This window comes from Micromonospora siamensis (genome assembly GCF_900090305.1).
GTDB lineage: Bacteria > Actinomycetota > Actinomycetes > Mycobacteriales > Micromonosporaceae > Micromonospora > Micromonospora siamensis.
In genome coordinates this window covers 3766057-3792682 of sequence record NZ_LT607751.1, presented here as the reverse complement: position 1 = coordinate 3792682, position 26626 = coordinate 3766057, and the positions used below count along the sequence as shown (strand labels likewise).

At 73.8% G+C, this 26626-nt stretch carries 27 protein-coding genes and 1 tRNA gene; 16 read left to right on the top strand and 12 right to left on the bottom strand.

Features of this window, described 5'->3' with window-relative positions:
* The 3 genes from tsaA to GA0074704_RS29075 are packed head-to-tail and all read right to left on the bottom strand — an operon-like array spanning position 1 to position 2221.
* Positions 1-411, bottom strand: a complete 411-nt coding sequence (tsaA, locus tag GA0074704_RS17625) for a tRNA (N6-threonylcarbamoyladenosine(37)-N6)-methyltransferase TrmO (RefSeq protein WP_088971522.1) — start codon at positions 409-411, stop codon at positions 1-3.
* On the bottom strand, positions 408-1355 hold the full coding sequence (locus tag GA0074704_RS17620) for a sensor histidine kinase (RefSeq protein ID WP_088971521.1): 948 nt from the start codon (positions 1353-1355) through the stop codon (positions 408-410). Before GA0074704_RS17620 ends, tsaA begins: the two co-directional genes overlap by 4 nt.
* Entirely contained in the window at positions 1352-2221 is an 870-nt protein-coding gene (locus tag GA0074704_RS29075) for an MEDS domain-containing protein (RefSeq protein WP_172880604.1), read from the bottom strand. Before GA0074704_RS29075 ends, GA0074704_RS17620 begins: the two co-directional genes overlap by 4 nt.
* A gap of 101 nt (positions 2222-2322) precedes the next feature.
* Here GA0074704_RS29075 and GA0074704_RS17610 point away from each other — a divergent pair, with 101 nt between their 5' ends.
* From GA0074704_RS17610 to GA0074704_RS17600, 3 genes are all read left to right on the top strand, one after another.
* The gene (locus GA0074704_RS17610) at positions 2323-2781 is read left to right on the top strand and encodes a VOC family protein (protein WP_088971519.1); all 459 of its coding nucleotides are present in this window, start codon (positions 2323-2325) and stop codon (positions 2779-2781) included.
* A gap of 248 nt (positions 2782-3029) precedes the next feature.
* On the top strand, positions 3030-3737 hold the full coding sequence (locus GA0074704_RS17605; RefSeq protein WP_088971518.1) for a hypothetical protein: 708 nt from the start codon (positions 3030-3032) through the stop codon (positions 3735-3737).
* A gap of 684 nt (positions 3738-4421) precedes the next feature.
* On the top strand, positions 4422-5003 hold the full coding sequence (locus GA0074704_RS17600) for a hypothetical protein (RefSeq protein WP_088971517.1): 582 nt from the start codon (positions 4422-4424) through the stop codon (positions 5001-5003).
* Between the two features lie 66 nt (positions 5004-5069).
* Here the strand turns inward: GA0074704_RS17600 and GA0074704_RS17595 are convergent, their stop codons facing one another.
* Complete coding sequence (locus GA0074704_RS17595; protein WP_088971516.1) at positions 5070-6533, bottom strand: MFS transporter; 1464 nt, start codon at positions 6531-6533, stop codon at positions 5070-5072.
* 71 nt (positions 6534-6604) lie between these two features.
* A complete protein-coding gene (locus GA0074704_RS17590; protein WP_088971515.1) occupies positions 6605-6841 on the bottom strand; it encodes a hypothetical protein in 237 nt (78 codons plus the stop codon).
* A 151-nt stretch (positions 6842-6992) separates the two neighbouring features.
* Between GA0074704_RS17590 and GA0074704_RS17585 the strand changes: the two genes are divergently transcribed.
* Entirely contained in the window at positions 6993-8129 is a 1137-nt protein-coding gene (locus GA0074704_RS17585) for a geranylgeranyl reductase family protein (protein ID WP_088971514.1), read from the top strand.
* Positions 8130-8164: 35 nt separating this feature from the next.
* Positions 8165-8350: a hypothetical protein gene (locus GA0074704_RS17580; protein ID WP_088971513.1), complete on the top strand. Its 186-nt coding sequence runs from the start codon at positions 8165-8167 to the stop codon at positions 8348-8350.
* 65 nt (positions 8351-8415) lie between these two features.
* Here GA0074704_RS17580 and GA0074704_RS17575 read toward each other — a convergent pair whose 3' ends face one another.
* From GA0074704_RS17575 to GA0074704_RS17565, 3 genes are all read right to left on the bottom strand, one after another.
* The gene (locus GA0074704_RS17575; protein WP_088971512.1) at positions 8416-10209 is read right to left on the bottom strand and encodes a bifunctional metallophosphatase/5'-nucleotidase; all 1794 of its coding nucleotides are present in this window, start codon (positions 10207-10209) and stop codon (positions 8416-8418) included.
* 155 nt (positions 10210-10364) lie between these two features.
* The gene (locus tag GA0074704_RS17570; RefSeq protein WP_231926509.1) at positions 10365-11024 is read right to left on the bottom strand and encodes a nucleotidyl transferase AbiEii/AbiGii toxin family protein; all 660 of its coding nucleotides are present in this window, start codon (positions 11022-11024) and stop codon (positions 10365-10367) included.
* Entirely contained in the window at positions 11021-11362 is a 342-nt protein-coding gene (locus GA0074704_RS17565; RefSeq protein ID WP_088971510.1) for a hypothetical protein, read from the bottom strand. Before GA0074704_RS17565 ends, GA0074704_RS17570 begins: the two co-directional genes overlap by 4 nt.
* A gap of 976 nt (positions 11363-12338) precedes the next feature.
* Here GA0074704_RS17565 and GA0074704_RS17560 point away from each other — a divergent pair.
* The 7 genes from GA0074704_RS17560 (at position 12339) to selB (ending at position 22358) form a co-directional block, all read left to right on the top strand.
* Positions 12339-12926 (top strand): hypothetical protein, encoded by a 588-nt coding sequence (locus GA0074704_RS17560; RefSeq protein WP_088971509.1) that lies wholly within the window; start codon positions 12339-12341, stop codon positions 12924-12926.
* Positions 12927-13445: 519 nt separating this feature from the next.
* Positions 13446-16742 carry a formate dehydrogenase gene (gene fdh / locus GA0074704_RS17550; RefSeq protein WP_157743707.1) on the top strand — a complete coding sequence of 1099 codons (3297 nt, stop codon included), beginning with the start codon at positions 13446-13448 and terminating at the stop codon, positions 16740-16742.
* Positions 16742-17914 (top strand): 4Fe-4S dicluster domain-containing protein, encoded by a 1173-nt coding sequence (locus tag GA0074704_RS17545; protein WP_088973767.1) that lies wholly within the window; start codon positions 16742-16744, stop codon positions 17912-17914. The genes fdh and GA0074704_RS17545 overlap by 1 nt, the downstream gene beginning before the upstream one ends.
* Positions 17911-19128, top strand: a complete 1218-nt coding sequence (gene nrfD, locus GA0074704_RS17540) for an NrfD/PsrC family molybdoenzyme membrane anchor subunit (RefSeq protein ID WP_231926508.1) — start codon at positions 17911-17913, stop codon at positions 19126-19128. Before GA0074704_RS17545 ends, nrfD begins: the two co-directional genes overlap by 4 nt.
* A 45-nt stretch (positions 19129-19173) precedes the next feature.
* Positions 19174-19269, top strand: a tRNA-Sec gene (locus tag GA0074704_RS28840).
* A 24-nt stretch (positions 19270-19293) separates the two neighbouring features.
* Positions 19294-20604: an L-seryl-tRNA(Sec) selenium transferase gene (gene selA, locus GA0074704_RS17535; protein ID WP_088971506.1), complete on the top strand. Its 1311-nt coding sequence runs from the start codon at positions 19294-19296 to the stop codon at positions 20602-20604.
* Positions 20595-22358, top strand: coding sequence for a selenocysteine-specific translation elongation factor (gene selB / locus GA0074704_RS17530; RefSeq protein WP_088971505.1), 1764 nt, complete (start codon positions 20595-20597; stop codon positions 22356-22358). The genes selA and selB overlap by 10 nt, the downstream gene beginning before the upstream one ends.
* Positions 22359-22428: 70 nt before the next feature.
* On the opposite strand, the gene GA0074704_RS17525 is transcribed toward selB, so the two are convergent.
* Complete coding sequence (locus tag GA0074704_RS17525; RefSeq protein ID WP_088971504.1) at positions 22429-23424, bottom strand: aldo/keto reductase; 996 nt, start codon at positions 23422-23424, stop codon at positions 22429-22431.
* A gap of 107 nt (positions 23425-23531) precedes the next feature.
* Between GA0074704_RS17525 and GA0074704_RS17520 the strand changes: the two genes are divergently transcribed.
* The 3 genes from GA0074704_RS17520 (at position 23532) to GA0074704_RS17510 (ending at position 24911) form a co-directional block, all read left to right on the top strand.
* Positions 23532-24416, top strand: a complete 885-nt coding sequence (locus tag GA0074704_RS17520) for a LysR family transcriptional regulator (RefSeq protein ID WP_088971503.1) — start codon at positions 23532-23534, stop codon at positions 24414-24416.
* 48 nt (positions 24417-24464) lie between these two features.
* Positions 24465-24662: a hypothetical protein gene (locus tag GA0074704_RS17515; RefSeq protein WP_088971502.1), complete on the top strand. Its 198-nt coding sequence runs from the start codon at positions 24465-24467 to the stop codon at positions 24660-24662.
* 81 nt (positions 24663-24743) lie between these two features.
* Positions 24744-24911 (top strand): amidophosphoribosyltransferase, encoded by a 168-nt coding sequence (locus GA0074704_RS17510; RefSeq protein ID WP_088973765.1) that lies wholly within the window; start codon positions 24744-24746, stop codon positions 24909-24911.
* A gap of 4 nt (positions 24912-24915) precedes the next feature.
* On the opposite strand, the gene GA0074704_RS17505 is transcribed toward GA0074704_RS17510, so the two are convergent.
* Positions 24916-25578, bottom strand: coding sequence for a hypothetical protein (locus GA0074704_RS17505; RefSeq protein WP_088971501.1), 663 nt, complete (start codon positions 25576-25578; stop codon positions 24916-24918).
* A 129-nt stretch (positions 25579-25707) separates the two neighbouring features.
* Here GA0074704_RS17505 and GA0074704_RS17500 point away from each other — a divergent pair, with 129 nt between their 5' ends.
* Positions 25708-25911: a hypothetical protein gene (locus GA0074704_RS17500; protein ID WP_088971500.1), complete on the top strand. Its 204-nt coding sequence runs from the start codon at positions 25708-25710 to the stop codon at positions 25909-25911.
* A 12-nt stretch (positions 25912-25923) separates the two neighbouring features.
* Here the strand turns inward: GA0074704_RS17500 and GA0074704_RS17495 are convergent, their stop codons facing one another.
* Both GA0074704_RS17495 and GA0074704_RS17490 read right to left on the bottom strand, forming a co-directional pair.
* Positions 25924-26388 carry a hypothetical protein gene (locus tag GA0074704_RS17495; RefSeq protein WP_088971499.1) on the bottom strand — a complete coding sequence of 155 codons (465 nt, stop codon included), beginning with the start codon at positions 26386-26388 and terminating at the stop codon, positions 25924-25926.
* Positions 26385-26594: a phosphatidylethanolamine-binding protein gene (locus GA0074704_RS17490; RefSeq protein WP_088971498.1), complete on the bottom strand. Its 210-nt coding sequence runs from the start codon at positions 26592-26594 to the stop codon at positions 26385-26387. Before GA0074704_RS17490 ends, GA0074704_RS17495 begins: the two co-directional genes overlap by 4 nt.
* Positions 26595-26626: the final 32 nt, after the last annotated feature.

The window sequence follows — 26626 nt, the reverse complement described above, 5'->3', positions numbered from 1 at the left end:
TCAGCGCTCGCCGTCGAGGACCGGCTTGACGTCGAGCACCGGCGTCCCGTCCAGCGCCTCGAGGTCCGCGACCCGGACCCGCACGCCGTCGACCGCCAGCACCCGTACCCGGTGCAGACCGATCGGGTTGGGCCGGTGCGGGGACCGGGTGGCGAACACCCCGGTCAGCGGGCGGGTACGGTCACCGCGCGGATGCACCACCAGCACGTCGCGGCGGGCCCGGTCCAGCCAGGTCAGCACCAGTACGTCGGCGCCGGGCCGCAGGTCGCGCAGCGCCGGGGCGTACGGGTCGGCGAAGACCAGCCACGCCGGCGGGGCGCCCTCGTCCCCCTGTCTCGGCGCCAGCTCCGGGTCGGTCAGCGGCGACTCCACCCGGCCGACCGGGCGCAGCGCGTACCCGTCCGTGGTCATCGGGCGGTCGTTCCGCGCCGCATGTGCAGCCGCACGGCGGTGCCGGCCGGTGCGGTGTGCAGCAGCACCAGGTCGCAGAGGGCGTGCACGATGACCAGGCCCCGCCCGCCGACCCCGTCGTGTCCGGGGGCCAGCCGTCCGGCGAGGGGATCGGTGAGCCGTCCGGCGTCCCGGATCTCGCAGGCCAGGTGCTCGTCGGTGGACCAGACCCGCAGCACGCCCGAGCCGCCGCCGTGGGCGACGCTGTTGGTCGCCAGCTCGGTGACCGCGATCAGCAGGTCGTCGGTGCGTTCCGGGTCCAGCCCGGCGTCGGCCGCGTGCCCGGTGACGAAGCGGCGTACCTGGGCCAGGGTGTCCAGCCCGTAGTCGAGGGTGGCGACCGGGCCGGTCGGGGCGGGCAGCGGCCGGTTGTGCCGGGCCACCACGTCGTCGGGCGCGTACCCGCCGCTGGGTCGCCGGCCGGCCCGGTCCACCAGCACCGGGTGCGTGCACCGCGCCTCGGCCAGCGCCCCCGGGGACAGGCCGACCGCGTCGTACGGGCAGAGGATGCTCATCGGCCGGGCCGCGAAGGCAGCGTTGATCATCGCCTCGTGCTGGGCGCAGGCCGGATACTCCTGGGCGGTGCGGGTCGCCCAGATCGGCTCGCCGATGATGCGTACCCGGTGTCCGGGATGCCGGTCGGCGAAGGCCTGCAACACCCACGGGATGATCCGGCCGGGGTTGCGGCCGGCCTGCGTCATGTCGGCCCACCCCACGCGGTCGGCGGCCGTGCCCAGCGCGGCACGCAGCGGTTCCCGGGTCCGGGCGGGAGCGGCGACCATGACCCGCTCGTCCCGGCGCAGTCCCTCCTCGACGAAGGGCACGGTGCCGGCGAGCAGATCGGCGGTGGTCGTGTAGAGCAGTCCCTCGTGGACCAGACCGTCGACGTCGGTACGGGCGCTCATGCGGGCCGCTCCGCGACGGTCCCGGCCCTGGTGGCGGCGACCAGGTCGAGCAGGCGGACCAGGGCCGGCCGGCAACCCACGAGTCGCACCTCGACCGGCCCTTCGCGGACGATCCCGGCCAGCGCGTGCGCGCTGTCGACGTCGGTGAAGCTGAGTTCCGACACGTCGAGCACCGCTGCTCGCCGGCCCGCACGGTCCCCGGTCAGCTCCGCGAGCACCGCCTGGAACGCGTCCCGGTTGCTCCGGTCGACCTGGCCCACCAGGCGCAGACCGGCCGGGGCGGTGGTCCGGTACGCCCGCAGCATGGGCCGCCAGGCGCGGCCGGCGTGCGTCCCCGCGGTGCCCGGGTGGGCGGCGCCGACGGCCCGCAGCTGCGCCGGCGGGAAGAGCCGCCGGTCGTAGAGGCACATGCCGGCCGCCCGGCCGTCCAGGAACAGCTGGTTGAGGCCCGCCTCGTACCGGCTCAGCTCGGCCACGCCGACGCCCGTCCGCCGTACCCAGGCCATGTCCCCGACCAGCCGCAGTCCGGGGTAGTTCTCCCGCGCGGCCCGGTCGATCTCGTCCGCCAGTCCGGCGATCATCGTGTCGCCCGCGAACGGGCCGTCGGGCACGTAGCTCTCCAGCGCCGGGACGATCCGCAGCGCCCCGGTGGCCAGCACGTCCTCCGTCGGCACTCCGGCCGCCTCCAGCCGTTGCCGCATGCCGACCGGTGTGATCGTGTCGGTGTAGCAGATGACCTTCTGACCGAGCCGGAGACCGGTGGCGACGAAGGCGCCGGCGGCGTCGAGGCCGTCGGCCTCGTCGTCGTACGCCCAACAGACGTGGTCGCCCAGCTGGATCTGGTCGACCACCGCACTTGCCGTCACCGTCTTCCGCCTTTCGCGGTTCGCGCCCCCACTGTAACGTTCCGCCCCGATCGGGAGGACCGGCCTGCCCGGCGGCCTCGGTGGCGCTAAGATCGGCGGCCGTGACCGACGCCGGCCGGCCCCCGACCGTACGCCAGCTGCGCCTCGTGGTCGAGGCCGAGGACCACGACGCGGCGGTGGCGTTCTTCCGCGACGTCCTGGGCCTGCCCGAGCAGGCGGCCTTCTCCGGTGGGGACGGCGCGCGCGTCGTGATACTCGAGGCCGGCCGGGCCACGCTGGAGATCGCCAATCCGGCGCAGAAGCGGCTGATCGACGAGGTCGAGGTGGGGCGGCAGGTGGCACCGCGGATCCGGGTGGCCTTCGAGGTGGACGACAGTCGGGCGGTCACGGAACGCCTGGTGGCAGGCGGTGCGGTGGAGGTCGCCCCGCCTACGGTCACCCCGTGGCGGTCGCTCAACGCGCGCCTCGACGTGCCCGCCGGGTTACACGTCACCGTCTTTCAGGAGCTGACCGACCTCGACGAGCGGGCCGCCCTGGACGGCTTCGGCACCGACGCCTGATCTGACCCTCACCGTCACCGGCACGCCCCGGCACACCCGCTGCGACGTCCGCGGGCGGCCGGTAACGGCTGCCCGTTGCGCGAGTGACCTGGACCGCAGCCCGCCGCATGCACCGGCATTTCCGGAATGACGGACACGTGAAGCTGGTTGCTTCCCCCGTACGGCCGGGCCGCAAACCCGTACCGCCCGGTAGTCCCCCAGGGGCGCTCACCCCGGAGCGCGTCGTAACGATCGAAAGGGCAACCATCGTGAAGCAGCACTTCACTCGATGGCTCCCCGCCATCGCGAAGACCGCCGTCGCGAAGACCCCGAACAGCAGGACCGCACTGACCGTCGCGGGCGTCGCCGTCCTCGGCGGCCTCGCGTTCGGCCCGACCGCCGTCGCCGCACCGGTCACCACCGGCCCGCACGCCGGAGCCACCGCGGCGATCGAACTGGCCACCGGTAAGCGGGGTGCCACCGTCGAGTCGGCGCTGACCACCGGCGGCGACAAGGTCCCCACCAAGGGCAACCGGCCCGACCGGGAGAAGCTGATCCCGCACGGTGTCGAGGGCGCGCAGTCGCGCATCCCGCTCGACGACGCGCAGCTCGCCAACGCCAAGGCCATCGTGAAGGCGGCCAAGGAGAGCGGTGTGGGGGAGCGGGGCGCCGTGATCGGCGTCGCCACCTCGCTCCAGGAGTCGAAGCTCTACAACCTCGGCCATCTGGGCGCGTACAACGACCACGACTCGCAGGGCCTGTTCCAGCAGCGCCCGTCGTCCGGTTGGGGTTCGCCCGAGCAGATCACCGACCCCGACTACTCGGCCAAGGCGTTCTTCGGCGCGCTGAAGAACATCGGTGGATGGCGGGACCTGCCGCTGACCACGGCCGCGCAGACCGTCCAGGTCTCCGCCTTCCCCTACGCGTACGCGCAGTGGGAGGAGCAGGCAGCGGACATCGTCGCCCAGCTGTGGTGACGGGCCGCGTGACCAGCACCGGGCCGGCCGGCTCCCGATCCACGGGGGCCGGCCGGCCCGTCTCGCACCTCTTGCGTTGGCGCCTGAGGGGGAGTTCGTCGCACTACGGACCTGAGAGCATGGGTGACTCACGGGGGGTGGACTGGCTCCTGGTGGCGGCGCTTGCGGCGGAACCGGAATATCGGGGACATGGCGCGCCGGCCCGCTGTCAGACGGGCCGCCCGCTGGGTGAGTCATCGGTGCTCTCAAGTCTGTAGGCACCGCAAGGACATGCAGCCGCCTCTGCGGGGAGGGGTGGGTGGCCGCCGCACCCGGCCGGCGCGGGCGCGCCGGGGGAGATCCGGCCATCGGCCTGGGCGATCTGGGATCGGTTGTCCGAAACCCTGCGTGACCGGCGGCGTCCCGGCGGCGGAATGGCGGCCGGTGCGGGGTCGTTACACCCCCTGGACGACCGCAGCAGCACCCCGGGCCGCCGGCCCCGATGCCTCTGGTTCGGGGTGGGCCCCCGGAATGATCCCCGGCCCCCGGTCGTTACACCTGGTCCGCCGCCACGATGAGCCCCGCTGGGTCCGTGGCCGTGCCGGACACCAAAGACTTTCCCCTGTGCTTTTGAGCGCCTGTCGTGGTGCTTGCGCGTCGCCTGCCCCCTGTCGGGTGGCGTGCCGACCCCCGAGGAGCTTCGTCATGAACTCGATGCTGACCAAGAGTGTGCTGGGTGTTGCTGGTCTTGCTTTCACCGGTGGTGTGTTCGCCGGTCCGGTCGCCGCTCACGCGGCTGAGCCGGTGCACGGCAACGCGGTGGCGGTGCAGGCCGACAAGCCGGACGCCGGCAAGCTGATTCCGCACGGTGTGCAGGGCACCCAGTCGCACATCGATCTGAACGACGAGCAGACGGCGAATGTGAAGGCGATCATCGCCGCGACGAAGAAGGCCGGTCTCCCGGAGCGGGCCGCCGTGGTCTCGATCGCGACGAGCCTGCAGGAGTCGAAGCTGGAGAACCTGGGCCACCTGGGCGACCGCAACGACCACGACTCGCTGGGCCTGTTCCAGCAGCGCCCGTCCAGTGGTTGGGGAACGCCTGAGCAGATCACCGATCCTGAGTACTCCACCCTGGCGTTTCTGAAGGGTCTGAAGCAGGTCGACGGATGGCAGGACATGCCGCTGACCGACGCCGCGCAGACGGTGCAGGTGTCGGCCTACCCGGATGCGTACGCGCAGTGGGAGCAGCAGGCCGCCGACCTGGTCGCCCAGCACTGGAACAACTGACCGCAGACCTGAACGACGCCGCTGGCCGGCACCCCTGACGGGTGCCGGCCAGCGGCGTGTCCGGGGTCAGCCAGCGGCGCGGGCCCGGTGATCCGCCCGCCGTCCCGCCAGGATGTCGACCAGCGCGGCGACCAGGGCGACGGTGATGATCCCGGCCGCCAGCCCCAGTGACTGCCGGAACGCCGCCCCCCAGTCGTTCCCGCTGTCCGCCAGGGACGAGAAGAACAGCGCCCCCACCGAGGCGATGCCAGCGGCGGACCCGATCCGCTGCCCGGTCTGCAACATTCCGGCACCGCTGCCGGCCTGCGGCACGGGCACCTCGGAGAGCGTCAGCGTCTGGTTCGGCGCGATCACCAGACCGCTGCCCAGCCCGGCCACCAGCAGCGGCCCGGCGGTCAGCAGCGGCACCGACCCGGAGGGCGATCCGCGCAGCACGAGCACCGTCGCGACCAGCCCCACCACCACCACGAACAGGCCGACGGCGACCAGTGGGCGGCCGTACCGGGTGACGACCCGGCCGCCCAGCGCCGACGCCACGGCCGAACCCAACGCGAACGGGGTGATGGCCAGGCCGGCCACCAGGGCGCTGTAGCCGAGGCCGTTTTGCAGGTACAGGGTGAAGATGAAGAAGATGGCGGTGAACCCGCCGAAGTAGACCAGCGCGACCAGCGCGCCCAGGGAGTACGACCGCAGGGTGAACAGCCGCAGGTCGAACATGGGTGCGGCGGAGCGGGCGTACCGGTGTTCCCAGAGCCCGAAGCCGGCCAGGAACGCCAGGCCGACCGGGATCAGCGCCCACTTCCACGGCCCGTGCCACTGGGTGTGCTGCACCAGTGGCAGCAGCAGCAGGGTCACCCCGACGCCGAGCAGCAGCACGCCGACCGGGTCGAGCCGGTGCCGGTCCGGTCTGCCGGTGGGGCGGGCGGGCAGCAGCCGCCAGGCGAGCAGCACGGCGAGGATGCCGACCGGGACGTTGACGAAGAACACCCAGCGCCAGCCCTGCTGCTCGCCGCCGACCTGGATGAGCAGCCCGCCGAGCAGCGGCCCGACCGCGGTGGAGATGCCGATGGTCGCGCCGAGCAGGCCGAACGCGCGTCCCCGTTCCGCGCCCCGGAACAGTTGCTGGATCAGTCCGCTGACCTGGGGGTTGACCACGCCGGCCGCGGCGCCCTGGAGCAGTCGGGCGGCGACCAGCCACTCCGGTGAGCGGGCCAGGCCGGCCAGCGCGCTGGTGACGGTGAACAGCGCGACGCCGAAGACGAAGGCGTTGCGTCTTCCCCGGGCGTCGCCGAACCGGCCGGCGGGCACCAGCACCAGACCGAAGGTCAGGGCGTAGCCGGACAGCACCCACTGCAGGTCGCTGGGGGTGGCCCCGAGGGCCCGGTCCATCGAGGGTACGGCCACGTTCACGATGCTCACGTCGAGCAGGGTCATGAACGCGGCCACCAGCCCGACGCCGAGCGCCTTCCACCGGCGCCGCTCGTCGTACTGCGGCTCGTTGTCGGCCGCGGTCGGGCGGTCCGCGCTCATCGTGCCACCCGATGTCCGTCGATCATCCACTCCTGACCGCTACCCGGGGCCGTCACCGGCAAACGGCGCCGTCAGGCCATCTGACGCGCACACCACCGGGGGCCGAAGTCCAGGCCGACCATGGGCGAGTCCTCCCGGTGCAGGAGGTTCTTCTCGGTGAGCGCGTGCAGCGGGGCGTGCAGGTCGTCCGCGCTCATCCCGGCCTCCTCGGCGATCAGGTCGGGATAGGGGACGTGTCCCCGCGCCTCCAGCGCGGCCACCGCCTGGTAAACCCGTTCCTCGGTCTCCGACAGCCGTACCTGCTGCATCGTTGTTCCTCCTCGGCGTGACCCGCCCGGGTCGGCGGGCGGTCTGCGCCTGGCGGTTACCCCTCCGACCTGCGATGATGCCCACCCGATCGGGGGGTTCCGGCCCGCCCGGTGACCGGCCCCGCCGGCGTGCGTGCCCTAGGCTGCACCGGTGGTCGTCTGGGATCTCGCGGTCGTCGGCGGTGGCCCCGCCGGCCTGTCCGCCGCGCACGCCGCCGCCCGCGCCGGGGTCCGCACCCTGGTCGTCGAACGGGCCACCCATCCGCGTTACAAGACCTGCGGCGGGGGCCTGATCGGCACCTCCCTGGCCGAGGTGGCCGACCGGATCGAGGTGCCGGCGCACGACCACGTCGACCGGGTGAGCTTCACCCGGGACGGTCGGCGCGGCTTCACCCGCCAGGCCGGGGAGCCGCTGGTGGCCATGGTCCGCCGGGAGGAGTTCGACGACCGGCTGCGGGCCGCCGCGATCATGGCCGGCGCCGAGGTCCGCGAGGGCGTCGCGGTACGCGCGCTGGAGGAGGACCCCGACGGGGTACGCCTGCGCCTGGCCGGCGGTGAACAGGTACGCGCCCGCACCGTGGTCGGCGCCGACGGCTCCTCCGGGATCACCTCCCGGCACGTCGGCGTGCGGCACCGGCAGGTGGACCTGGGCCTGGAACTGGAGGTGCCGGTGCCGCCCGTCGAGCAGCGCCGGTGGCGGGGTCGGCTGCTGCTGGACTGGGGGCCGGTTCCCGGGTCGTACGCGTGGGTGTTCCCCAAACGCGACCGGTTGACGGTCGGGGTGATCGCGGCGCGCGGTCAGGGCGAGCGGACCCGCGCCTACCTGCGCGACTTCGTCGACCGGCTCGGGCTGTCCGGGCTGACCCCGGAGCACGACTCCGGGCACCTCACCCGGTGCCGGGAGGCGGACTCGCCGCTGCGCCGGGGCCGGGTGCTGGTCGTCGGGGACGCGGCCGGCCTGCTGGAGCCGTGGAGCCGGGAGGGCATCAGCTACGCGTTGCGTTCCGGCCGGCTGGCCGGGGAGGCGGTCGCCGCCGACGACCCGGACGCCTACGAGCGGGAGGTACGGCGCCGGCTGGTGCCGGAGATGCGGGCCGGGCACCGGCTGCTGGAGGTCTTCGAGCGACGGCCCGAGGTCTTCCACGGGCTGCTGGCCACTCCGGCCGGCTGGCGGATGTTCGTCCGATTCTGTCAGGGCCGGGCGAGCTTCGCCGACACCCTCTCGAGGCGCCCGGTGCGCGCGGCCCTGTCCCTGCTCGACCGGCTCCCGGCCAGGCGGGTCGGCTGATTCCCCCTGTCGACCGGGCGGCGCACACTGTCGGTATGAGCGAGCAGCGCGAGTCGTTCACCGACGAGGAGTACGCGTTCCTGCGCCACGTCCGCTTCGGCGAGCTGCCGGACCGGGTGGCGCCGGAGGACCGGGCCACGGCCTCCGAGACCGAGGTCCGCCGCGACCGGCCCGAGCCGATCGGTGGACCTCCCGACTGGGACCTGCGCGCGGGCGGCTGACCGGCGTACGACGGCCGACGGGCCGCGAACCGGTGTGGTTCGCGGCCCGTCGGGTCCGGTACGGGTCAGAAGACCGGCACGCCCTCGCGCACCAGCTTCCAGTTCGGCACGTAGAAGTCGGCCGGGCGGATGACGCCCTTGGCCTGCGCCCAGTCGATCAGCAGCTGGCGGATCTCCTGCTGCTGGTTGTAGACCTGGGTCTTCACGATGCCCGGGAAGTTGCCGCCACCGCTGCGCCGGTAGTTGTTCACCGCGACGACGAACTGCGCGTCGGCCGGAACCGGGGTGTCGGTGCCCGCCAGGACCAGGCGGGTGATCCGCTGGCCGACCGGCTTGGAGATGTCGATGTCGTAGTCGACGCCGGAGATCACGTCGTAGTTGTAGTCCGGCACGTTCTTGTCGTTGATGTTCGCCAGGTCGATCGGGGCGCCGACCGCGAAGGTGGTGAAGTACTTCGCCGAGTACTCCAGGTACGCCTTCACCTCGGCGCCGGTCAGGACGACCGCCTCGAGGGTGTTGTCGAAGACGTACAGGCCGGCCACGTCGCGGATCCGCACGTCACCCTGCGGGAAGACCGCGGTACGGCTGAACGGCGCGGCGATCGACAGCACCGGCAGGCCCGCGTACGCGGTGCCGGCCAGCGCCTTGCCGACCACCTCGGCCTGGACGTGGTTGATGAAGTCCAGGATCGGGGTGTCCTTGTAGCGCGACTCGACGGCGGACAGCTCCACCTCGGACTGCGCGACGACCGTGTTGACGTAGTCCACGGTCTTGCCGTGCTGGCCGCGTACGGCCGCGAGCACCGCCTTGTGCGGCTCGACGGTGTTGGTGTTCAGCAGGGCCGACTTCTTGCTGACGACCTGCCAGCGGCCGCCCTCGCGGGTCAGGGTGAAGTCCATCCGGGACAGCCGCTGACCCCACTTCGACGGCTCGGTGGTCAGCACCTCGACGCCGGTGTCGAGGTTCTTGACCATCCGCATCTCGACGGCGTTGTGGGCGTGGCCGAACAGGATCGCGTCGATGCCCGGCACCTGCTGGGCGATCAGCGCGACCGGGTTCTCGTTCGGCAGCTCCGAGCCGTAGCTGGAGGTGCCGCTGTCGCCGCCGTGCGCCGAGATGATCACCAGGTCGGCGCCGCGCTCCCGCATGATCGGCACCCACTTGGCCGCCGTCTCCACCATGCCCGGGAAGACCAGCCTGCCCTCGACGTTGCCCTTGTCCCAGATGGCCACGCCCGGGTTGGTCAGGCCGAGGATGCCCACCTTGATCCTCGGGGCGCCGTGCCCGCCGAGCCGGACCTCCTTGATGACATACGGGGTGAAGGCCGGCTTGCCGGTCGCCGCGTTGACGGCGTTGGCGGCGAGCGCCGGGAAGCCCAGCTGCTCGATCCAGGTCGCCAGCAGCGGCAGGCCGTAGTTGAACTCGTGGTTGCCGAGCGTGACGGCGTCGTACCGCAGGATGTTCATCGCCTTTGCCATCGGGTGCGTCTCACCGGTCTCGGTGATCGGCTCCTGCTTGGCGTAGTACGTGGCCAGCGGGGTGCCCTGGATGGTGTCACCGGCATCGAGCACCAGGGTCGCCTTGCCCCTGCGCTCCGCACGGATCTGGGTGACCAGGGCGGCCAGCTTCGCGACGCCGACGTCGTTGTGGTCCTTGTCGTCGTACTCGGCGTCCTTGTAGTAGTCCCAGTTGTAGACGTTGCCGTGGGTGTCCGAGGTGCCCAGGATCGTCAGGTCCCAGGTCTTCGCCCCGGTGGCGGCTGCGGCCCGGGCGGGCGCGCCGGCGATCAGGGGAGCGGACGCGGCGGCGGCCGCGACGGCGAGCACCTGGCGGCGCGAGGCGCCGGAGGAGGAGGTCATGCCGTGCCTTTCCATGGGGGTAAAGCGCCTCTAGGAGCGCCGTTGCGCACCATAGAACAGCAGGTGTCCCTCCTGCCACAGCCGTGCGCGGTGTTTCACTTCACCGCCGCATCACGGCACCTGCGTGTAACACCCTGGCTACCTGGCGCGCTCGGTCAGCGGGGCCAGCCCGCCAACCGCTGCCGCAGCCTCGCCACCTGTGGCGCGTCCAGCCCGTACCGGGCGAACCGGCGGTCCGGCACCCGGTCCAGGTAGCGGCCGGCCTCCCGGACGTCGTCCGGGTCGAGCGCGGGGTCGACCTGCCGGGCCAGCTCCAGCAGCTCCGCCACGTCGTACTGGTCCAGTGCCGCGGCGACGTCGATGTAGTCGCGCACCTCGCGCCGGTTGACCAGCGCCGCGGTCTTGTTGGCGATCAGGTCGCGGACGTCCATCACCGGGCCCAGGTCCATCACCACCGGGCTGCGGTACCGGTCGAGGCGGGCCAGGCTCAGCCGGATCTGCCGGCCGTCCCGGGTGACGACGAAGTCCCGCACGTCCCGGTCGAAACCGGCGAACAGCTCACCCAGCTCACTGTCCGGGTCGGCGGCGGTCACCTCGAAGCCGGCCCGCTCCAGCGCCGTACGCACGTCGCTGGCGGCCGCCGCGGCCGCCCCCTCCACGTCGGCGAAGAGGTCGACGTCCTCGGTCGGCCGGGTCACCAGCCCGTGCGCCGCCCACGCCACCCCGCCGCCGAGGACGAACCGGTGCCGCCCGGCCGCCGACAGCGCCACCCGGGCCACGTCGCGGTAGAACCCGTGCAGGTGAGGTGTGCTCACGCCGCCCGCAGGCCCGGGTGCTCGCGCTCCCACGCCTGGCGTACGCCCCGGGGCAGGTTGAGCATCGGCCACACCCGCCCCAGCAGCCGCCCGTTGACCAACTGCCGCAGGTCGTCGGCGCGGGTGGTCTCGCGCAGCACGTTCTCGTACATCCAGAGCAGGTCGTCCGGGTCGCCCAGGTCGAACGTGCGCTCGCTGCTCCACATCAGGCGTACCGGCAGCTCCACCACGCCGCCGGTGGGACCGGCCAGCTCGGCCAGGGTCCGCGCCACCACGGCGGGACGCCCCGGGCGGGCCAGGAGGGCCACCGGGGGTGCGCTGGGGGAGAGGGCCTGCATGTTGTCAGGGTAACCCCGCGCCGGCCCGCGGCGCGCCCACCTGCGCCGTCGGCCCGTGGCGGTGCCCCTCGGCACGGGCTGCGCCGGGTCGCCGGTCACGTCCTCCTGTGCGTCTACGGACCTGAGAGCACCAACGACTCACGCCGCACCCGTGCCGGAGCGCACGGCATGCGGCAATCCGGGTCGTTGCGGGCAGCCGACAATCCGGTACGACCGCACATGGCCGTCACGCCCCCACATGGGTCATTCGGATACCCCAGACGACCGCAGGTTGGGGCGACAGCACCCCAGCCGTCCCACGACCTGCGGCAAGTCGTGTTGCCCCGCCCGCCGGACGACCCCACCTGCCGCAGAGCGCCCGCCGCCGTGGCGCTTACTGACGAGGGGGTGAAGAGGTCCCCTGGGGCCGTCGGGCCCGCTCGAGTCGTCAGCGCTCTCACGTCTGTAGCGGCCTGGTGGGCAATCCGATGACGCGATTGACCGATTTCGGCCCACCGCACCCCGGCGTAACGTCATCCGACGACCCGATCGTCCGGTTTCTGGGTGTGACCGGTGGCATCCCGCCAGCGGAATGGTGGCCCGGGCGGGGTCGTTACACCCCCTGGACGACCGCGGCAGCACCCGGGCTGCCGGCCCCGATGCCTCAGGGATCGGGCCTGGAATGATCCCGGGTCGGGGGTCGTTACAGCACCCCGACGGCCGCGGTAGCACCCCGGGCTGCCGGCCCCGGTGCCTGTGGTTCGGGCCGGGCCCCCGGAATGATCCCCGGTCCCCGGTCGTTACACGTGGTCCGCCGCCCCGACGAGCCCTCGTGCTTCGGCTGGCTGGCAGCAGATCGGTCGCGACGAGCGCCCCGGGTCCGCGGCCGTGCGAGACCCCCCAAAGACTTTCCCCTGTTGTTTTGAGCGCCTGTCGTGGTGCTTGCGCGTCGCCTGCCCCCTGTCGGGTGGCGTGCCGACCCCCGAGGAGCTTCGTCATGAACTCGATGCTGACCAAGAGTGTGATGGGTATTGCTGGTCTTGCTTTCACCGGTGGTGTGTTCGCCGGTCCGGTCGCCGCTCATGCCGCTGAGCCGGTGCACGGCAAGCCGGTGGCGGTGGCGGTGCAGGCCGACAAGCCGGACGCCGGCAAGCTGATCCCGCACGGCGTGCAGGGCACCCAGTCGCACATCGATCTGAACGACGAGCAGACCGCGAATGTGAAGGCGATCATCGCCGCGACGAAGAAGGCCGGTCTCCCGGAGCGGGCCGCCGTGGTCTCGATCGCCACCAGCCTGCAGGAGTCGAAGCTGGAGAACCTGGGCCACCTCGGCGACCGCAACGACCACGACTCGCTGGGCCTGTTCCAGCAGCGCCCGTCCAGTGGTTGGGGAACGCCTGAGCAGATCACCGATCCCGAGTACTCCACCCTGGCGTTCCTGAAGGGTCTGAAGCAGGTCGACGGGTGGCAGGACATGCCGCTGACCGACGCCGCCCAGACGGTGCAGGTGTCGGCGTACCCGGATGCGTACGCGCAGTGGGAGCAGCAGGCCGCCGACCTGGTCGCCCAGCACTGGAACAACTGACACCGCTTGAACGACACGCTGGCCGGCACCCCTGACGGGTGCCGGCCAGCGGCGCATCCAGCAGATCTTGGACACTTACCGTTCGCCACGAACAGAAACCGTCCAAGATCCGAAACGCCCCGCGCGGGCGTACCCGAGAAGGAGCGCGACCGACGGACGGAAGCCGACCGCGGCGGGCTCGGGGGCGAGCCCCGCCGGAAGGCCGAGCCCCGCCGGAAGGACAGCGGGAACAACCACACCCCGAGGTAGGTTGAGTGAGGTGTCGGTGTGTCCAGTGTCCCCGGGCCTCACCTAAATTGCCTTCGCGGAATACCGTTCGGCTGGAGCCGCGTCGCGCCACTCGCCGAGAGGCGACCTGCACACCGGCACCCGTTCCGCCCCCGGCTCCGGCCGGGGGCGGAACTGTTTCCCCGCCCGGCGGCCCCGCCCGGAAAATGATCTGTCGCTCGAGTCGCGGACCCCCACGCCCTGGCCTATGTTCAGAAGGTCAGCTTCCGGCAGCGTGGAGGAGGTGTCCGGGTGGGGCTGCGGACCTTCATCGAGGGGTGGCCGGTCTACCGGCAACTCACCGGCACCGACCCGCTGGGTCGGGGCGCCGCCGCGCAGTCCGGCCGGTCCGCCGAGCTGACCGCCCGGACCGAGACGGCCGACAGCATGGCCCGGTCGGTCTGCCCCTACTGTGCGGTGGGCTGCGGCCAGCGGGTGTTCGTCAAGGACGGCCGGGTCACCCAGATCGAGGGCGACCCCGACAGCCCGATCTCCCGCGGCCGGCTCTGCCCGAAGGGCTCGGCCAGCAAGAGCCTGGTCACCAGCCCACTGCGGCAGACCAAGGTCCGCTACCGCCGGCCGTACGCCACGGAGTGGGAGGACCTGGAGCTCGACGTCGCGGTCGACATGATCGCCGACCGGATCCTCGCCGCCCGCGCGGAGACCTGGGAGGACGTCGACGACGAGGGCCGGCCGCTCAACCGCACACTGGGCATCTCCAGCCTCGGCGGGGCGACGCTGGACAATGAGGAGAACTACCTCATCAAGAAGCTGTTCACAGCGATGGGGGCACTCCAGATCGAGAACCAGGCCCGTATTTGACACTCCGCCACCGTCCCCGGTCTGGGGGCCAGCTTCGGTCGCGGTGGTGCGACGGACTTCCAGCAGGACGTCGCCAACGCTGACGTCATCGTCATCCAGGGCTCGAACATGGCCGAGGCCCACCCGGTGGGCTTCCAGTGGGTGATGGAGGCGAAGCGCCGCGGCGCCAAGGTCTTCCACGTCGACCCGCGGTTCACCCGCACCAGTGCGCTCGCCGACACGTACCTGCCCATCCGGGCGGGCACGGACATCGCGCTGCTCGGTGGCGTCGTCAACCACATCCTGTCCAACGAGCTCGACTTCCGGGAGTACGTGCTGGCGTACACCAACGCCGCGGCGATCGTCAGCGAGCGGTTCGAGGACACCGAGGACGGTGACGGCTTCTTCTCCGGCTTCGACCCGGAGACCGGCAGCTACGTGCAGGACTCCTGGCAGTACGAGGGCCACGAGTCGGACTCCGGCAGTGGGCACACCGCCAAGGAGCGGGACAGCGCGGCCGGGCTGCGGCACGAGTCGCACGGCGCCCAGGTGCACGGGAAGACCCAGCGGGACGAGACGTTGCAGCACCCGCGCTGCGTCTACCAGATCCTCAAGCGGCACTTCGCCCGTTACACCCCGGAGATGGTGGAACGGGTCTGCGGCATCCCGCGGGAGAAGTTCCTGGAGCTGGCGCAGGCGTGGACGGAGAACTCCGGCCGGGAGCGCACCGGCTGCCTGATCTACTCGGTGGGCTGGACGCAGCACTCGGTGGGTGTGCAGTACATCCGCACCGGGGCGATCATCCAGCTGCTGCTGGGCAACATGGGTCGCCCGGGCGGCGGGGTGCTCGCCCTGCGCGGGCACGCCTCCATCCAGGGCTCCACGGACATCCCGACCCTGTTCAACCTGCTGCCCGGCTACCTGCCGATGCCGAACCACGCCGACCACCGCACGTTCGACGAGTGGGTGGACAGCATCCGCCACCCCGGGCAGAAGGGCTTCTGGGGCAACTCGCGGGCGTACGCGGCGAGCCTGCTCAAGGCGTACTGGGGGGAGAAGGCGACCCCGGAGAACGACTTCTGCTACGGCTACATGCCCCGGATGACCGGCGACCACGGCACCTACCAGCAGGTGCTCAACATGATCGACGGCAAGATCAAGGGCTACTTCCTGCTCGGCCAGAACCCGGCCGTCGGCTCCGCGCACGGGCGCGCCCAGCGCCTGGGCATGGCCAACCTGGACTGGCTGGTGGTCCGCGACCTGTTCATGATCGAGAGCGCCACGTTCTGGAAGAACGGGCCCGAGGTCGCCACCGGGGAGATCGTCCCGGAGCAGTGCCGTACCGAGGTGTTCTTCCTGCCGGCGGCCTCACACGTGGAGAAGGAGGGCACGTTCACCCAGACGCAGCGGCTGCTGCAGTGGCGCGAGAAGGCCCTCGACCCGGCCGGCGACGCCCGCTCCGAGCTGTGGTTCTTCTATCACCTCGGGCTCAGGCTGCGGGAGAAGCTGGCCGACTCCGACCACCCGCGTGACCGGGCGCTGCTCGACCTGGCCTGGGACTATCCCACCCACGGCCAGCACGCCGAGCCCAGCGCCGAGGCGGTGCTGCGTGAGATCAACGGGTACGACGTGGCCACCGGCCGCCCGCTGGCCTCGTTCGCCGAGGCCAAGGACGACGGCTCCACCGCGGTGGGCTGCTGGATCTACACCGGCGTGTACGCCGACGGCGTGAACCAGGCCGCCCGCCGCAAGTCCCGCCACGAGCAGGACTGGGTGGCCGCCGAGTGGGGTTGGGCGTGGCCGGCGAACCGGCGCACCCTCTACAACCGCGCCTCCGCCGACCCGCAGGGCCGGCCGTGGAGCGAACGCAAGCGCTACGTCTGGTGGGACGAGGCCAAGGGCGAGTGGACCGGCCACGACGTGCCGGACTTCGAGAAGACGAAGCCGCCGACGTACCGGCCGCCGGAGGGCGCGTCCGGGCCGGAGGCGCTCGCCGGTGACGACGCGTTCGTCATGCAGGGCGACGGCAAGGGCTGGCTGTACGCGCCGAGCGGCGTGCTGGACGGCCCGCTGCCCACGCACTACGAGCCGGCCGAGTCGCCGATGCGCAACCCGCTCTACGGCCAGCAGGCCAACCCGACCCGCAAGGTGTACGACCACCCGGTGAACTCGGTGAACCCGAGCCCGCCGCAGGAGCACAGCCAGGTCTTCCCGTACGTGTTCACGGTCAGCCGGCTCACCGAGCACCACACGGCCGGCGGGATGAGCCGGATGGTGCGCCCGCTGGCGGAGCTGCAGCCGGAAATGTTCGTGGAGGTGTCGCCGGAGCTGGCCGCCGAGGCGGGCGTGGAGCACCTGGGCTGGGCGCACCTGGTCAGCGGGCGCGCGGTGATCGAGGCGAAGGTGCTGGTCACCGATCGGCTCACCCCGTTGCGGGTGGACGGGCGGGTGATCCATCAGCTGTGGCTGCCGTACCACTTCGGGTTCGAGGGCATGGTGACGGGCGACTCCGCCAACGACCTGTTCGGCATCACCCTGGACCCGAACGTGCTGATCCAGGAGAGCAAGGTCGGCACCTGTGACGTGCGACCGGGTCGCCGCCCGACCGGGCCGGCCCTGCTCGAGCTGGTGGGCGACTACCAGCGCCGGGCCGGGATAGTGCCGGGTCGGCGACCGCCGATCGTCACCACCGAGGTCCGCCACCCGGCGGGGCCGAGCGACGACGGGCCGAGGGAGAACCCCGAATGATTCCCGACGCCAACAGCCTCTACGGGCCCCTGGACCCGGCGCCGGACGCGGGCTGGTCCGCCGCCGGCCCCCGGATGGGCTTCTTCACCGACACCAGCGTCTGCATCGGCTGCAAGGCGTGCGAGGTGGCCTGCAAGGAGTGGAACGCCGTCCCGGAGTCCGGCTTCGACCTGCTCGGCATGTCGTACGACAACACCGGCGCGTTGACCGCGAACTCGTGGCGGCACGTCGCGTTCATCGAGCAGCCGCTCCCGGCGGGGCACCGCACCCCGCCGTTCGCCGGCAACCCGACCGGCGGTTCGGTCAGCGCCGCCTCGGCGGCGGTGGCCGCCGGCACTGGCAACCCGACGGGCACCGAGCCGGGGGTGCCCCTGGGTTCGCCGTCGGCGGCGGCCCGGATGACCGGGACAGGGGCGGTCGACGTGCTGGGCGCCCCGGTGGGCGCCGTCACGGCGAACGGCGCCGTGACCGGCTCGGCACCGGCGAACGGCGCCGTGACCGGCTCCGCGCCGGCGAACGGCGCCGGCACGAGCGGCGGCGCGCAGTTCTTGGGGATGCCGGGCGCGCAGCCCCCCGGCCGGGGCTCCGGCGCCGAGAGCCGTACCGACTTCCGCTGGCTGATGATGTCCGACGTGTGCAAGCACTGCACCCACGCGGCCTGCCTGGACGTCTGCCCCACCGGCTCGCTGTTCCGCACCGAGTTCGGCACGGTCGTGGTGCAGGAGGACATCTGCAACGGCTGCGGCTACTGCATCTCCGCCTGCCCGTACGGAGTGATCGACCAGCGCAAGGACGACGGACGGGCGTGGAAGTGCACGCTCTGCTACGACCGTCTCGGCGCCGGGATGACCCCGGCCTGCGCGCAGGCGTGCCCCACCGAGTCCATCCAGTACGGCCCGCTCGACGAGTTGCGGGAGCGGGCCGCGCAGCGGGTGGCCACCCTGCACGAGCGGGGCGTGCCGGAGGCCCGGCTCTACGGCCACGACCCGACCGACGGCGTCGGCGGCGACGGGGCGTTCTTCCTGCTGCTCGACCAGCCGGAGGTGTACGGTCTGCCGCCGGACCCGGTGGTCACCACCCGGGACCTGCCCCGGATGTACAAGCGGGCCGGGCTGGCCGCCCTGGCCATGGCGGCGGCGGCCGTCGCCGCCTTCGTCGGAGGTTCATCGTGAGTCCGGACCGCGCCCCGGTCGGCGCCCTGTTCCGTCGGTTCCGCGACCGGCTGGCCACCGAGGATCGCCCCGGCGGCTCCGGCGGTCACGGCCCGAAGCAGAGCGGCGGGCTCGCCGAGGCGGGCGGCAGTCGGGCCACCGGAACCGGCGCGGGGGTGGCCCGCACCGACGCCGGGGCGGCCGAAGCCGGACTGGCCCCGCAGCCACCCTGGGACGTGCCACCGACGGAACGGCGGCGCGGCGGCCGGCGCAGGGGCGGCGGGGAGCAGCTCAACGTCCCGCCGGCCGAGTTCACCTCCTACTACGGGCGGCCCGTGCTCAAGGCGCCGGTGTGGAAGTGGGACATCGCGGCGTACCTGTTCACCGGTGGTCTCGCGGCCGGTTCGTCGCTGCTGGCCGCGGGCGGGCAGCTCACCGGCCGGCCGGCGCTGCGCCGGGCCGGGCGGGTCACCTCGCTGGCGGCGGTGGGCACCAGCGCCTTCTTCCTCATCAACGACCTGGGCCGGCCGAGCCGGTTCCACCACATGCTGCGGGTGGCGAAGCTGACCTCGCCGATGTCGGTGGGCACCTGGATCCTGAGCGCCTTCGGCCCGGCCGCCGGGGTGGCGGCGGTCGCCGAGGCCGCGCCCTGGCTGCCCGAGCGGGGCGTGCTCGGCCTCGGCCGGCGGCTGCTGCCCCCGGTGGGGCACGCCGCCGGGCTGGCCGCCGCGGCCACCGCGCCGCTGCTGGCCACGTACACCGGGGTGCTGCTGGCCGACACGGCCGTCCCGTCCTGGCACGAGGCGTACCCGGAACTTCCGATGATCTTCGCGGGCAGCGCGCTGGCCAGCGGCGCCGGCGTGGGCCTGCTCGCTGCCCCGACCGACCAGGCGGGCCCGGCGCGGCGGTTCGCGGTGGCCGGCGCGGCCATGGAGCTGTGGGGTTCGCACCGGGTGGAGAACCGGCTCGGGCTGCTCAGCGAGCCCTACGCCCAGGGCACCCCCGGCAAGCTGTTGAAGGCCGGGCGGGCGTTGACCGCCGCCGGTGTGGTCGGTGCGCTGATCGGCCGGCGCAGCAGGGTCCTGTCGGCGGTCTCCGGCGGAGCGCTGCTCGCCGCGTCGGTCTGCACCCGCTTCGGGATCTTCCACGGCGGTGTGGCGTCGGCGAAGGACCCGCGCTACACCGTGGTGCCGCAGCGGGAACGCGCCGACCGGCGGGCCGCCGAGCAGGGCTGACCCCGCGCCGAGCGACCCGCGCCGGGCTGTGGTTGACTGCGTGGTGGAGGCGTTCAGGCGGCTGGTGCCCCTCCCGGTCTTCAAAACCGGTGTGGTCCGGGATCCGGGCCAGGCGGGTTCGATTCCCGTCCGTCTCCGCCAAGCTGGCCCTGTGGAGATGACGTGATGCGCGACGGCCCGGCCGACCCCCGGCGGCGGGTGCCGCGCACGGACGCGCTGCTCGCCGACCCGGACCTCGCCGCCGCCGCGAACAGCATCGGCCGGGGCCGGGTGAAGGCCGCGGTCACCGCGGCCCAGGACCGCGCCCGCCGCGGTGAGATCACCCCCGAGCGGGTACGCGACGCCGCGCTCGCCGCCGTCGCCACCGCCGCGCCGCGGGCGGTGCTCAACGCCACCGGCGTCGTGCTGCACACCAATCTGGGCCGGGCGCCGCTGTCGGCCACGGCCGTCGAGGCGGTGGTGGCCGCGGCCGGACACACCGACGTGGAGCTGGACCTGCGTACCGGCCGGCGGGCCCGGCGGGGCCGGGACGCGCTCGCCGCGCTCGCCGCCGCGGTGCCGGACGCCGGCGCCGTGCACGTGGTCAACAACGGCGCCGCCGCGCTGGTCCTCGCCGCCACCGCCCTGGCCGCCGGCGCGGAGATCGTGGTCAGCCGCGGTGAACTGGTGGAGATCGGTGACGGTTTCCGCCTGCCCGACCTGCTGGAGAGCACCGGCGCCCGGCTGCGCGAGGTGGGCACCACCAACCGCACCACGCTGGCCGACTACGCCGCCGCGGTCGGCCCGCGGACCGGCTTCGTGCTCAAGGTGCACCCGTCGAACTTCCTGGTCACCGGCTTCACCTCGGCGGTGGCCGTCCAGGAGCTGGCAACCCTGGGCGTGCCGGTGGTCGCCGACATCGGCTCCGGGCTGCTCGCCCCGGACCCGCTGCTGCCCGACGAGCCGGACGCCGCGACCACCCTGCGCGCGGGCGCGCACCTGGTGACCGCGAGCGGCGACAAGCTGCTCGGCGGCCCGCAGGCCGGCCTGCTGCTCGGCGACACCGACCTGGTCGAGCGGCTGCGCCGGCACCCCCTGGCCCGGGCGCTGCGGGTCGACAAGCTCACCCTGGCCGCGCTCGCCGGCACCCTGCACGGGCCCACCACCCCCACCCGGGCCGCCCTGCACGCCGACCCGGCGGCGCTGCGCGAACGGGCCGAGCGCCTGCGGGACGCCCTCGGCGTCGACGGCCGCAAGGCCGAGGTGGTGCCCTGCGCCTCGGTGGTCGGCGGCGGCGGGGCGCCCGGCGTCGAACTGGACTCGTGGGCGCTGAGCCTGCCCGAGTCGTACGCCGAACCGCTGCGCACCGGCGAGCAGCCCGTCCTGGGCCGGGTGGTGCGCGGCCGGCTGCTGCTGGACCTGCGCTGCGTGCCGGCCGGCGCCGACGAGGCACTTCGGACGGCGATCCTGCGGGTGGGTGACCAGCCGTGTGGGTGATCGCCACCGCCGGGCACGTCGACCACGGCAAGTCCACCCTGGTGCGGGCGCTGACCGGGATGGAACCGGACCGGTGGGCCGAGGAACGCCGCCGGGGCATGACCATCGACCTCGGGTTCGCCTGGACGGCGCTGCCGTCGGGCGGGACCGTCGCCTTCGTCGACGTACCCGGGCACGAGCGGTTCGTGCCGAACATGCTGGCCGGGGTCGGGCCGGTGCCGGCGGCGATGCTGGTGGTCGCCGCCGACGAGGGCTGGATGCCGCAGTCGACCGAGCACCTGGCGGCGCTGCACGCGCTCGGCGTCTCCGCCGGCCTGCTGGTGGTCACCCGCGCCGACCTGGCCGATCCGGGCCCGGCGCTGGCCGAGGCCCGGGAGCGGCTCGCCGGCACCTCGCTTCGGTCCGTGCCGGCGGTCGCGGTCAGCGGCGCGACCGGTGCGGGCCTGCCGCAGCTGCGTGACGCCCTGGACCGGTTGGTCGCCGGCCTGCCCGCGCCGGTGCCCGACGCGCCGGTGCGCCTCTGGGTGGACCGGGCGTTCACCATCCGGGGTAGCGGCACCGTGGTCACCGGCACCCTCGGCGCCGGCCGGCTGCGCGTCGGCGACCAGCTGGAGCTGGCCGGTAGCGGCGAGCCGGTCCGGGTACGCGGCCTGCACTCGCTGGGCGCCGCGCACGGCGAGGTCGACGCGGTGGCCCGGGTGGCGGTGAACCTGCGCGGGGTGTCCCGGGACCGGCTGGCCCGCGGCGACGCCCTGCTCACCCCCGGCCGGTTCGGCCGCACCGACCTGGTCGACGTGCGGCTGGCCGGCGATCCGGCCGCCGACCTGCCCGCCACCCTCACCCTGCACGTCGGGTCGGCGGCGGTGCCGGTGCGGGTACGCCCGCTCGGCCCGGACACCGTCCGGCTGCGGCTGGCCCGCCCGCTGCCGCTGCTGGTCGGCGACCGGGCGCTGCTGCGCGACCCCGGCCGGCACCACGTCGCCGGTGGGGTGACCGTGCTGGATGTGACCCCGCCGCCGCTGGCCCGGCGCGGCGCCGCGACCGCCCGGGCCACGGTGCTGGCCGAGCTGGACGGCCGCCCCGACCTCGCCGGTGAGCTGCGCCGCCGGCGGCTGGTCCGGGCCGGCGAGCTGACCCGGATGGGCATCCCGGTCGACGTCGCCCCGGTCGCCGGGGACTGGCTGGCCGACCCCGGGCACTGGCGTCGCCTGGCCGCCCTGCTCACCGAGGAGGTCACCCGGTACGCCCGCGAGCACCCGCTGGAGCCGGGGGTGCCGCTGGAGGTGCTCCGGCAACGCCTCGACCTGCCCGACCGGGCCCTGGTGGAGGCGCTGCTGCGCCCGCCGCTGCGGCTGCGCGACGGCCGGGTCACCGCGGCCGCCGCCGACACCCTGCCCGAGCCGGTGGCCCGCGCCGTCGCCCGGGTCCGCGCCGAGTACGGCGACCGCCCGTTCCGCGCCCCCGAGGCCGACCGCCTCGCCACCCTGGGGCTGGGCCCACGCGAGATCGGGGCCGCCGTACGGGCCGGCGCGCTGTTGAAGCTGGCCGAGAACGTGGTGCTGCTGCCCGGGGCGGCCGACGCCGCGGTGCGGGTGCTGGCCGGGCTGCCGCAGCCGTTCACGCTCAGCGCCGCCCGGCAGGCGTTGGACACCACCCGGCGGGTGGCGGTGCCCCTGCTGGAGCTGCTGGACCGACGGGGGGCCACCCGGCGACTGCCCGACGACGCCCGCGAGGTGGTCACCCCGACGGCGTGACGCGGTCGCGTCGGCGCTGGTCGTCGCCGGCCGGTTCCTGCTCGGCGGGACTCTGGTGCCGGGCTGACCGTCAGACCAGCAGGGCTCCCTCGCCCCGCGGGGCGAACGCCGCACGGGCGGCCTCGATCCGCGCCAGCGAGTCCGGGTGCAGGCGCACCCGCGCGGTGGAGAGGTTCTCGGCGATGTGGGCCGGGGTGCGGCTACCGGGGATCGGCACGACGTGCTGGTCCTGGTGCAGCAGCCAGGCCAGCGCCAACTGCCCCGGGGTCAGTCCGAGGTCGGCGGCGACCGCGCGCAGCGGGGCGTACCGGTCGATGTTGGCGCGCAGGTTCGCCGGGTCGAACCGGGGCAGGTTGCGGCGGAAGTCGTCCGGGTCGACCCGGTCCACGGTGCCGGTGAGGAAGCCGCCACCGAGGGGACTCCAGGCGACGATCCCGGCGCCCGCCGCGCGGGCGGCGGCGTGCAGCTCCGGCTCGATCGGCTGCCACAGCGACCACTGGGTCTGCACCGCCGCCACCGGGTGCACCGCGTGCGCCCGGCGCACCTGCTCGGCGGTCACGTTCGACAGGCCCAGGTGCCGGACCAGGCCCGCCGTGACCAGGTCGGCCACCGCGCCGACGGTCTCCTCGATCGGCACCTGCGGGTCCGGGAAGTGCGGGTAGTACAGGTCGATCACGTCGGTGCCCAGGTTGCGCAGCGACTGTTCGGCGTAGCGCCGGACGTGCCGGGGCTCGGCGTTGACGGCCAGTTCGCCGAAGGTGTACGAGACGGGGAAGCGGTGGGCGGCGGCGCCCTCGGGGATCCGGAAGCCGAACTTCGTGGCGACCAGCACCTCGTCGCGGCGACCCCGGATCGCCTCGCCGACGAGGCGTTCGTTGTGCCCGTCCGGGCCGTACCCGTCGGAGGTGTCGATCAGGGTGGCGCCGCCGTCGAGGGCGGCGCGCAGGGCGGCCAGACCGCGGGCGTCGTCGACGGCGCCGTACATGCCGGGGGAGAGCACCATCGCGCCGTAGCCGAGGGCGGAGCTGCGCAGGGTGCCGAGCGTACGGGTGGGCAGGGTGGTCATGGGTGGGTCCTCGCATCCGATGGTGGGGCCGGTGGCCCCGCAGGCGGTCTCCAGCCTCACCGCGGAACCCGACCGGCGTCCAAGACCCGCTGCTATAACCATTGGTTATGGACGTCCACCTGCGGGAGCTGCGGTACTTCGTCGCCGTCGCCGAGGAGCTGCACTTCTCCCGGGCGGCCGAGCGGCTGTTCGTGTCGCAGCCGGCCCTGTCCAAACAGGTCCGGGCGTTGGAGCGACAGCTCGGGCTGGCGCTGTTCGACCGGCGGGCGCGTACGGTCGCGCTCACCCCGGCCGGCGCGGAGCTGCTGCCCCGGGCCCGTGACCTCCTCGCCGGCTGGGACGCGGCGGTACGGGCGGCCCGCGGCGCCGGCGCCGCGGTGAGCCTGACCGTGGGCTTGCAGACCGCCGTCGGCCGGGACCTGCAGCGCAGCGTGCTCCAGTCGTTCCGGGAGCGGGGCTGGCGGATCACCCTGCGGCTGTCCGGCTGGGACGACCCGACCGCCGGTCTCGCCACCGGCGCCACCGACGTGGCGTTCCTCTGGCTGCCGGTGGCCAGCGGGGACCTCGCGGTGCGGGTGCTCGCCCGGGAGCGCCGGTGGGTGGCGACGGCCGCGGCCCACCCGATGGCCGCCCGCCCGGAGGTGGACTTCGCCGACCTGCGCGACGAGCCGTTCGTGGCGCTGCCCGGCACGGCGGGACCGCTGCGGGACTTCTGGCTGGCCGTGCCGCAGCGCGCCGGCCGGGAACCGGTGGTGGGCGTGGAGGCGGTCGCGGCGGACGAGGCGCTGGAGGCGGTGGCCGCCGGGTTGGGGGTGGTGTTGCTGGCCGAGGGGAACGCCCGGCTCTATCCGCGACCGGACGTGGCGTACCGTCCGGTGCGTGGGCTGCCGCCGGCCGAGCTGGCGCTGGCCTGGCGGGCCGACGACCACCGGCCGGAGGTCGCCGAGTTCGTCGCCGCCTTCCCGGCCGCCGACCCGGCAACGGGCGGCTGAGCGGCCGTCCGGGCCCGCGACGGCACCCTGGTCACCTACGGTGACGCCATGGACCCTTCGGCGGTCTGGCGGGACAAGAACCACCGGTGGCGGATCGAGGCGTACCGGGCGCCGGACCTGCGGTTCGCCATCTTCGCCACCAACGGCCCGACCGAATCCGCGCCGCTGTGGCTGTTCGGGATGTCGGCGCTGGCCCGCTGGCTGATGACGCACGCCATCTCACTGGACGACCTGGAGACCGACTGAGCCACCATCGGGTGACCGGTCGGGAAAACGCCGACCGGGCACCGGCGCGGCCGTACCGTCCGGGTCGTGAAGGACCAAGGGATACGCAAGCTCCTCGCCGTGCTCGCCGGGCTGGCGGTGATCTACTTCGGGGTGAGCGGCCGCAGCAGCGACGAGCGCGGCCTCTCCGGCGGCCTGGTGCTACTGGCGGTGGCCGCCGCCCTGCTGGTGTGGTACCTGACCAGGCCGGGTGACAAGCCGGCCAAGTGACGTCTCAGCGGGCCGTCGCGGTGGCGACGGTCCGGTTCACCTCACCCGCGGACTCCTCGCCGAGCGCCACCCGCACCAGGGCCGAGGCGAACCGGCCGAACTCGCCCTCGGGGACCAGCCCGGCCAAGCCGCGCGGATTCGCCGGCAGCCCGAGACGTTCGGCGCCGGCCAGCGCGCGGCGGTCGGCGTACGGGCGGACGTCGGGCCAGACCGCCTGCACCTCGCGCAGGAAGATGTCCGCGCCGGTGGGTCCGATGCCGGGGAACCCGGTCAGCAGCCGCCGCAGCGCCGTCGGGTCGCCGTCGCCCTCCCGGTGCAGCCGCCGCAGGTCTCCGTGCCAGCGGTCCAGGCAGAGGCGGGCGCCGGTGCCCAGCATGGTGGCGGTCCGCTCGTCGTAGCGGCGGTAGTGTCCGCGACCCAGCGCGTCGACCCGCTCCTGCCAACCGGTCGCCTCCATCGCCTGCGGCGTCCGGCAGCCGGCCGCGAAGAGCTCCCGAGCGGCGGCCACCGCCACCGAGGCCCGGATCCGGGTGCTCAGCAGGGTGGTCAGCACCAGCAGCTGGTACAGCGGTCCCGGCCGGTCGGCCAGGCCGATGCCGGCCTCCTGCGCGTACGTGCGGCCCTGCCGCTCCAGCAGCACCCTGGCGGTCGTCCGGTCGTCACCCATCCCTGCCGGTTACCCGCCCCGGCCCCGGCCAGACGCCCCGACGGGACCGGAATGCGCCCGGCGGGGCCGGGTACGCGGCCGGTGGCGCACGGCCGACGCCGTGTGCTCCCACCGGGGAAGGAGAGACCCGTGGTCAATCCGCAGCAGGAGGAGTTCCGCCGCAACAACAAGGGCGCGACCAGCCAGGACAGCAAGGGCCCCCGGGCGAGCGGCAATCCGCTCAACCGGGGGACCTCGAACGCGGACGTCGGGCGGCCGGTGCCGAAGGGGCAGGTGTCGCCGTACGGGCCGGCCGGTGAGCCGGTGGCCGACGACGAGAGCGACCGGGGCTGACGCCCGGCCGGGTCACGCCGGCGGTCGCAGCCTCCGCAGGGTGGCTGCGGCCGCCGCCCCGTACGCCAGGTGCGGAATCAGGTCGGCGATCCACCCGGACCGCCCCCAGGTGCGCGGGTCGGTGACGCCCAGCACGGTCATGGAGCCGTCGGAGGTGGCCATCACCCCACCGCCGAGCAGCGCCACGGCCAGCGGGGTGGGCACCCGCCGGTCACCGGCGAGCACCGCGTACACCGCCCCGGCGGCGATGCCGGTGGCGTAGCCGAGCACGGGCCCGAGGCCCGAGCGGCGGTTGGCCGCCCGCTCCCCGGACCCCAGGTCGACGTGGGCCACCCCGGCCAGCCGGCCGGCGGTCTCCTCGGGGGTGCTGCTGGCCGGGCGGGCCCGCAGCGCCATGTCGAGGTAGCTGACCACGTTGAGCACCGCGCTACCCACCGCCCCGGCGATCGCCCCGTCGACCGCCCGGGACGCCCTCACTTCGGGTCACCGGGCTCGCGTTCGCCCTTCGGGCCGAAGGTGCGCTCGCCCCGGACCACGCCCCGCTGGCCGCGATCCTCCTGAAGGATCCGGTTCGCGACCTGGTTGGCCTCCTGGTCCGCCGCGCGTCCGGAATTCTCGATCAGATCCCGCAGGCGGGCCCGCTCCTTGTCGTACGCGTTGCTGCCCGGCCGTGGTCCTGGCATCGCTGCCTCCTCCGGTCGTCGCCGCCGGTGCG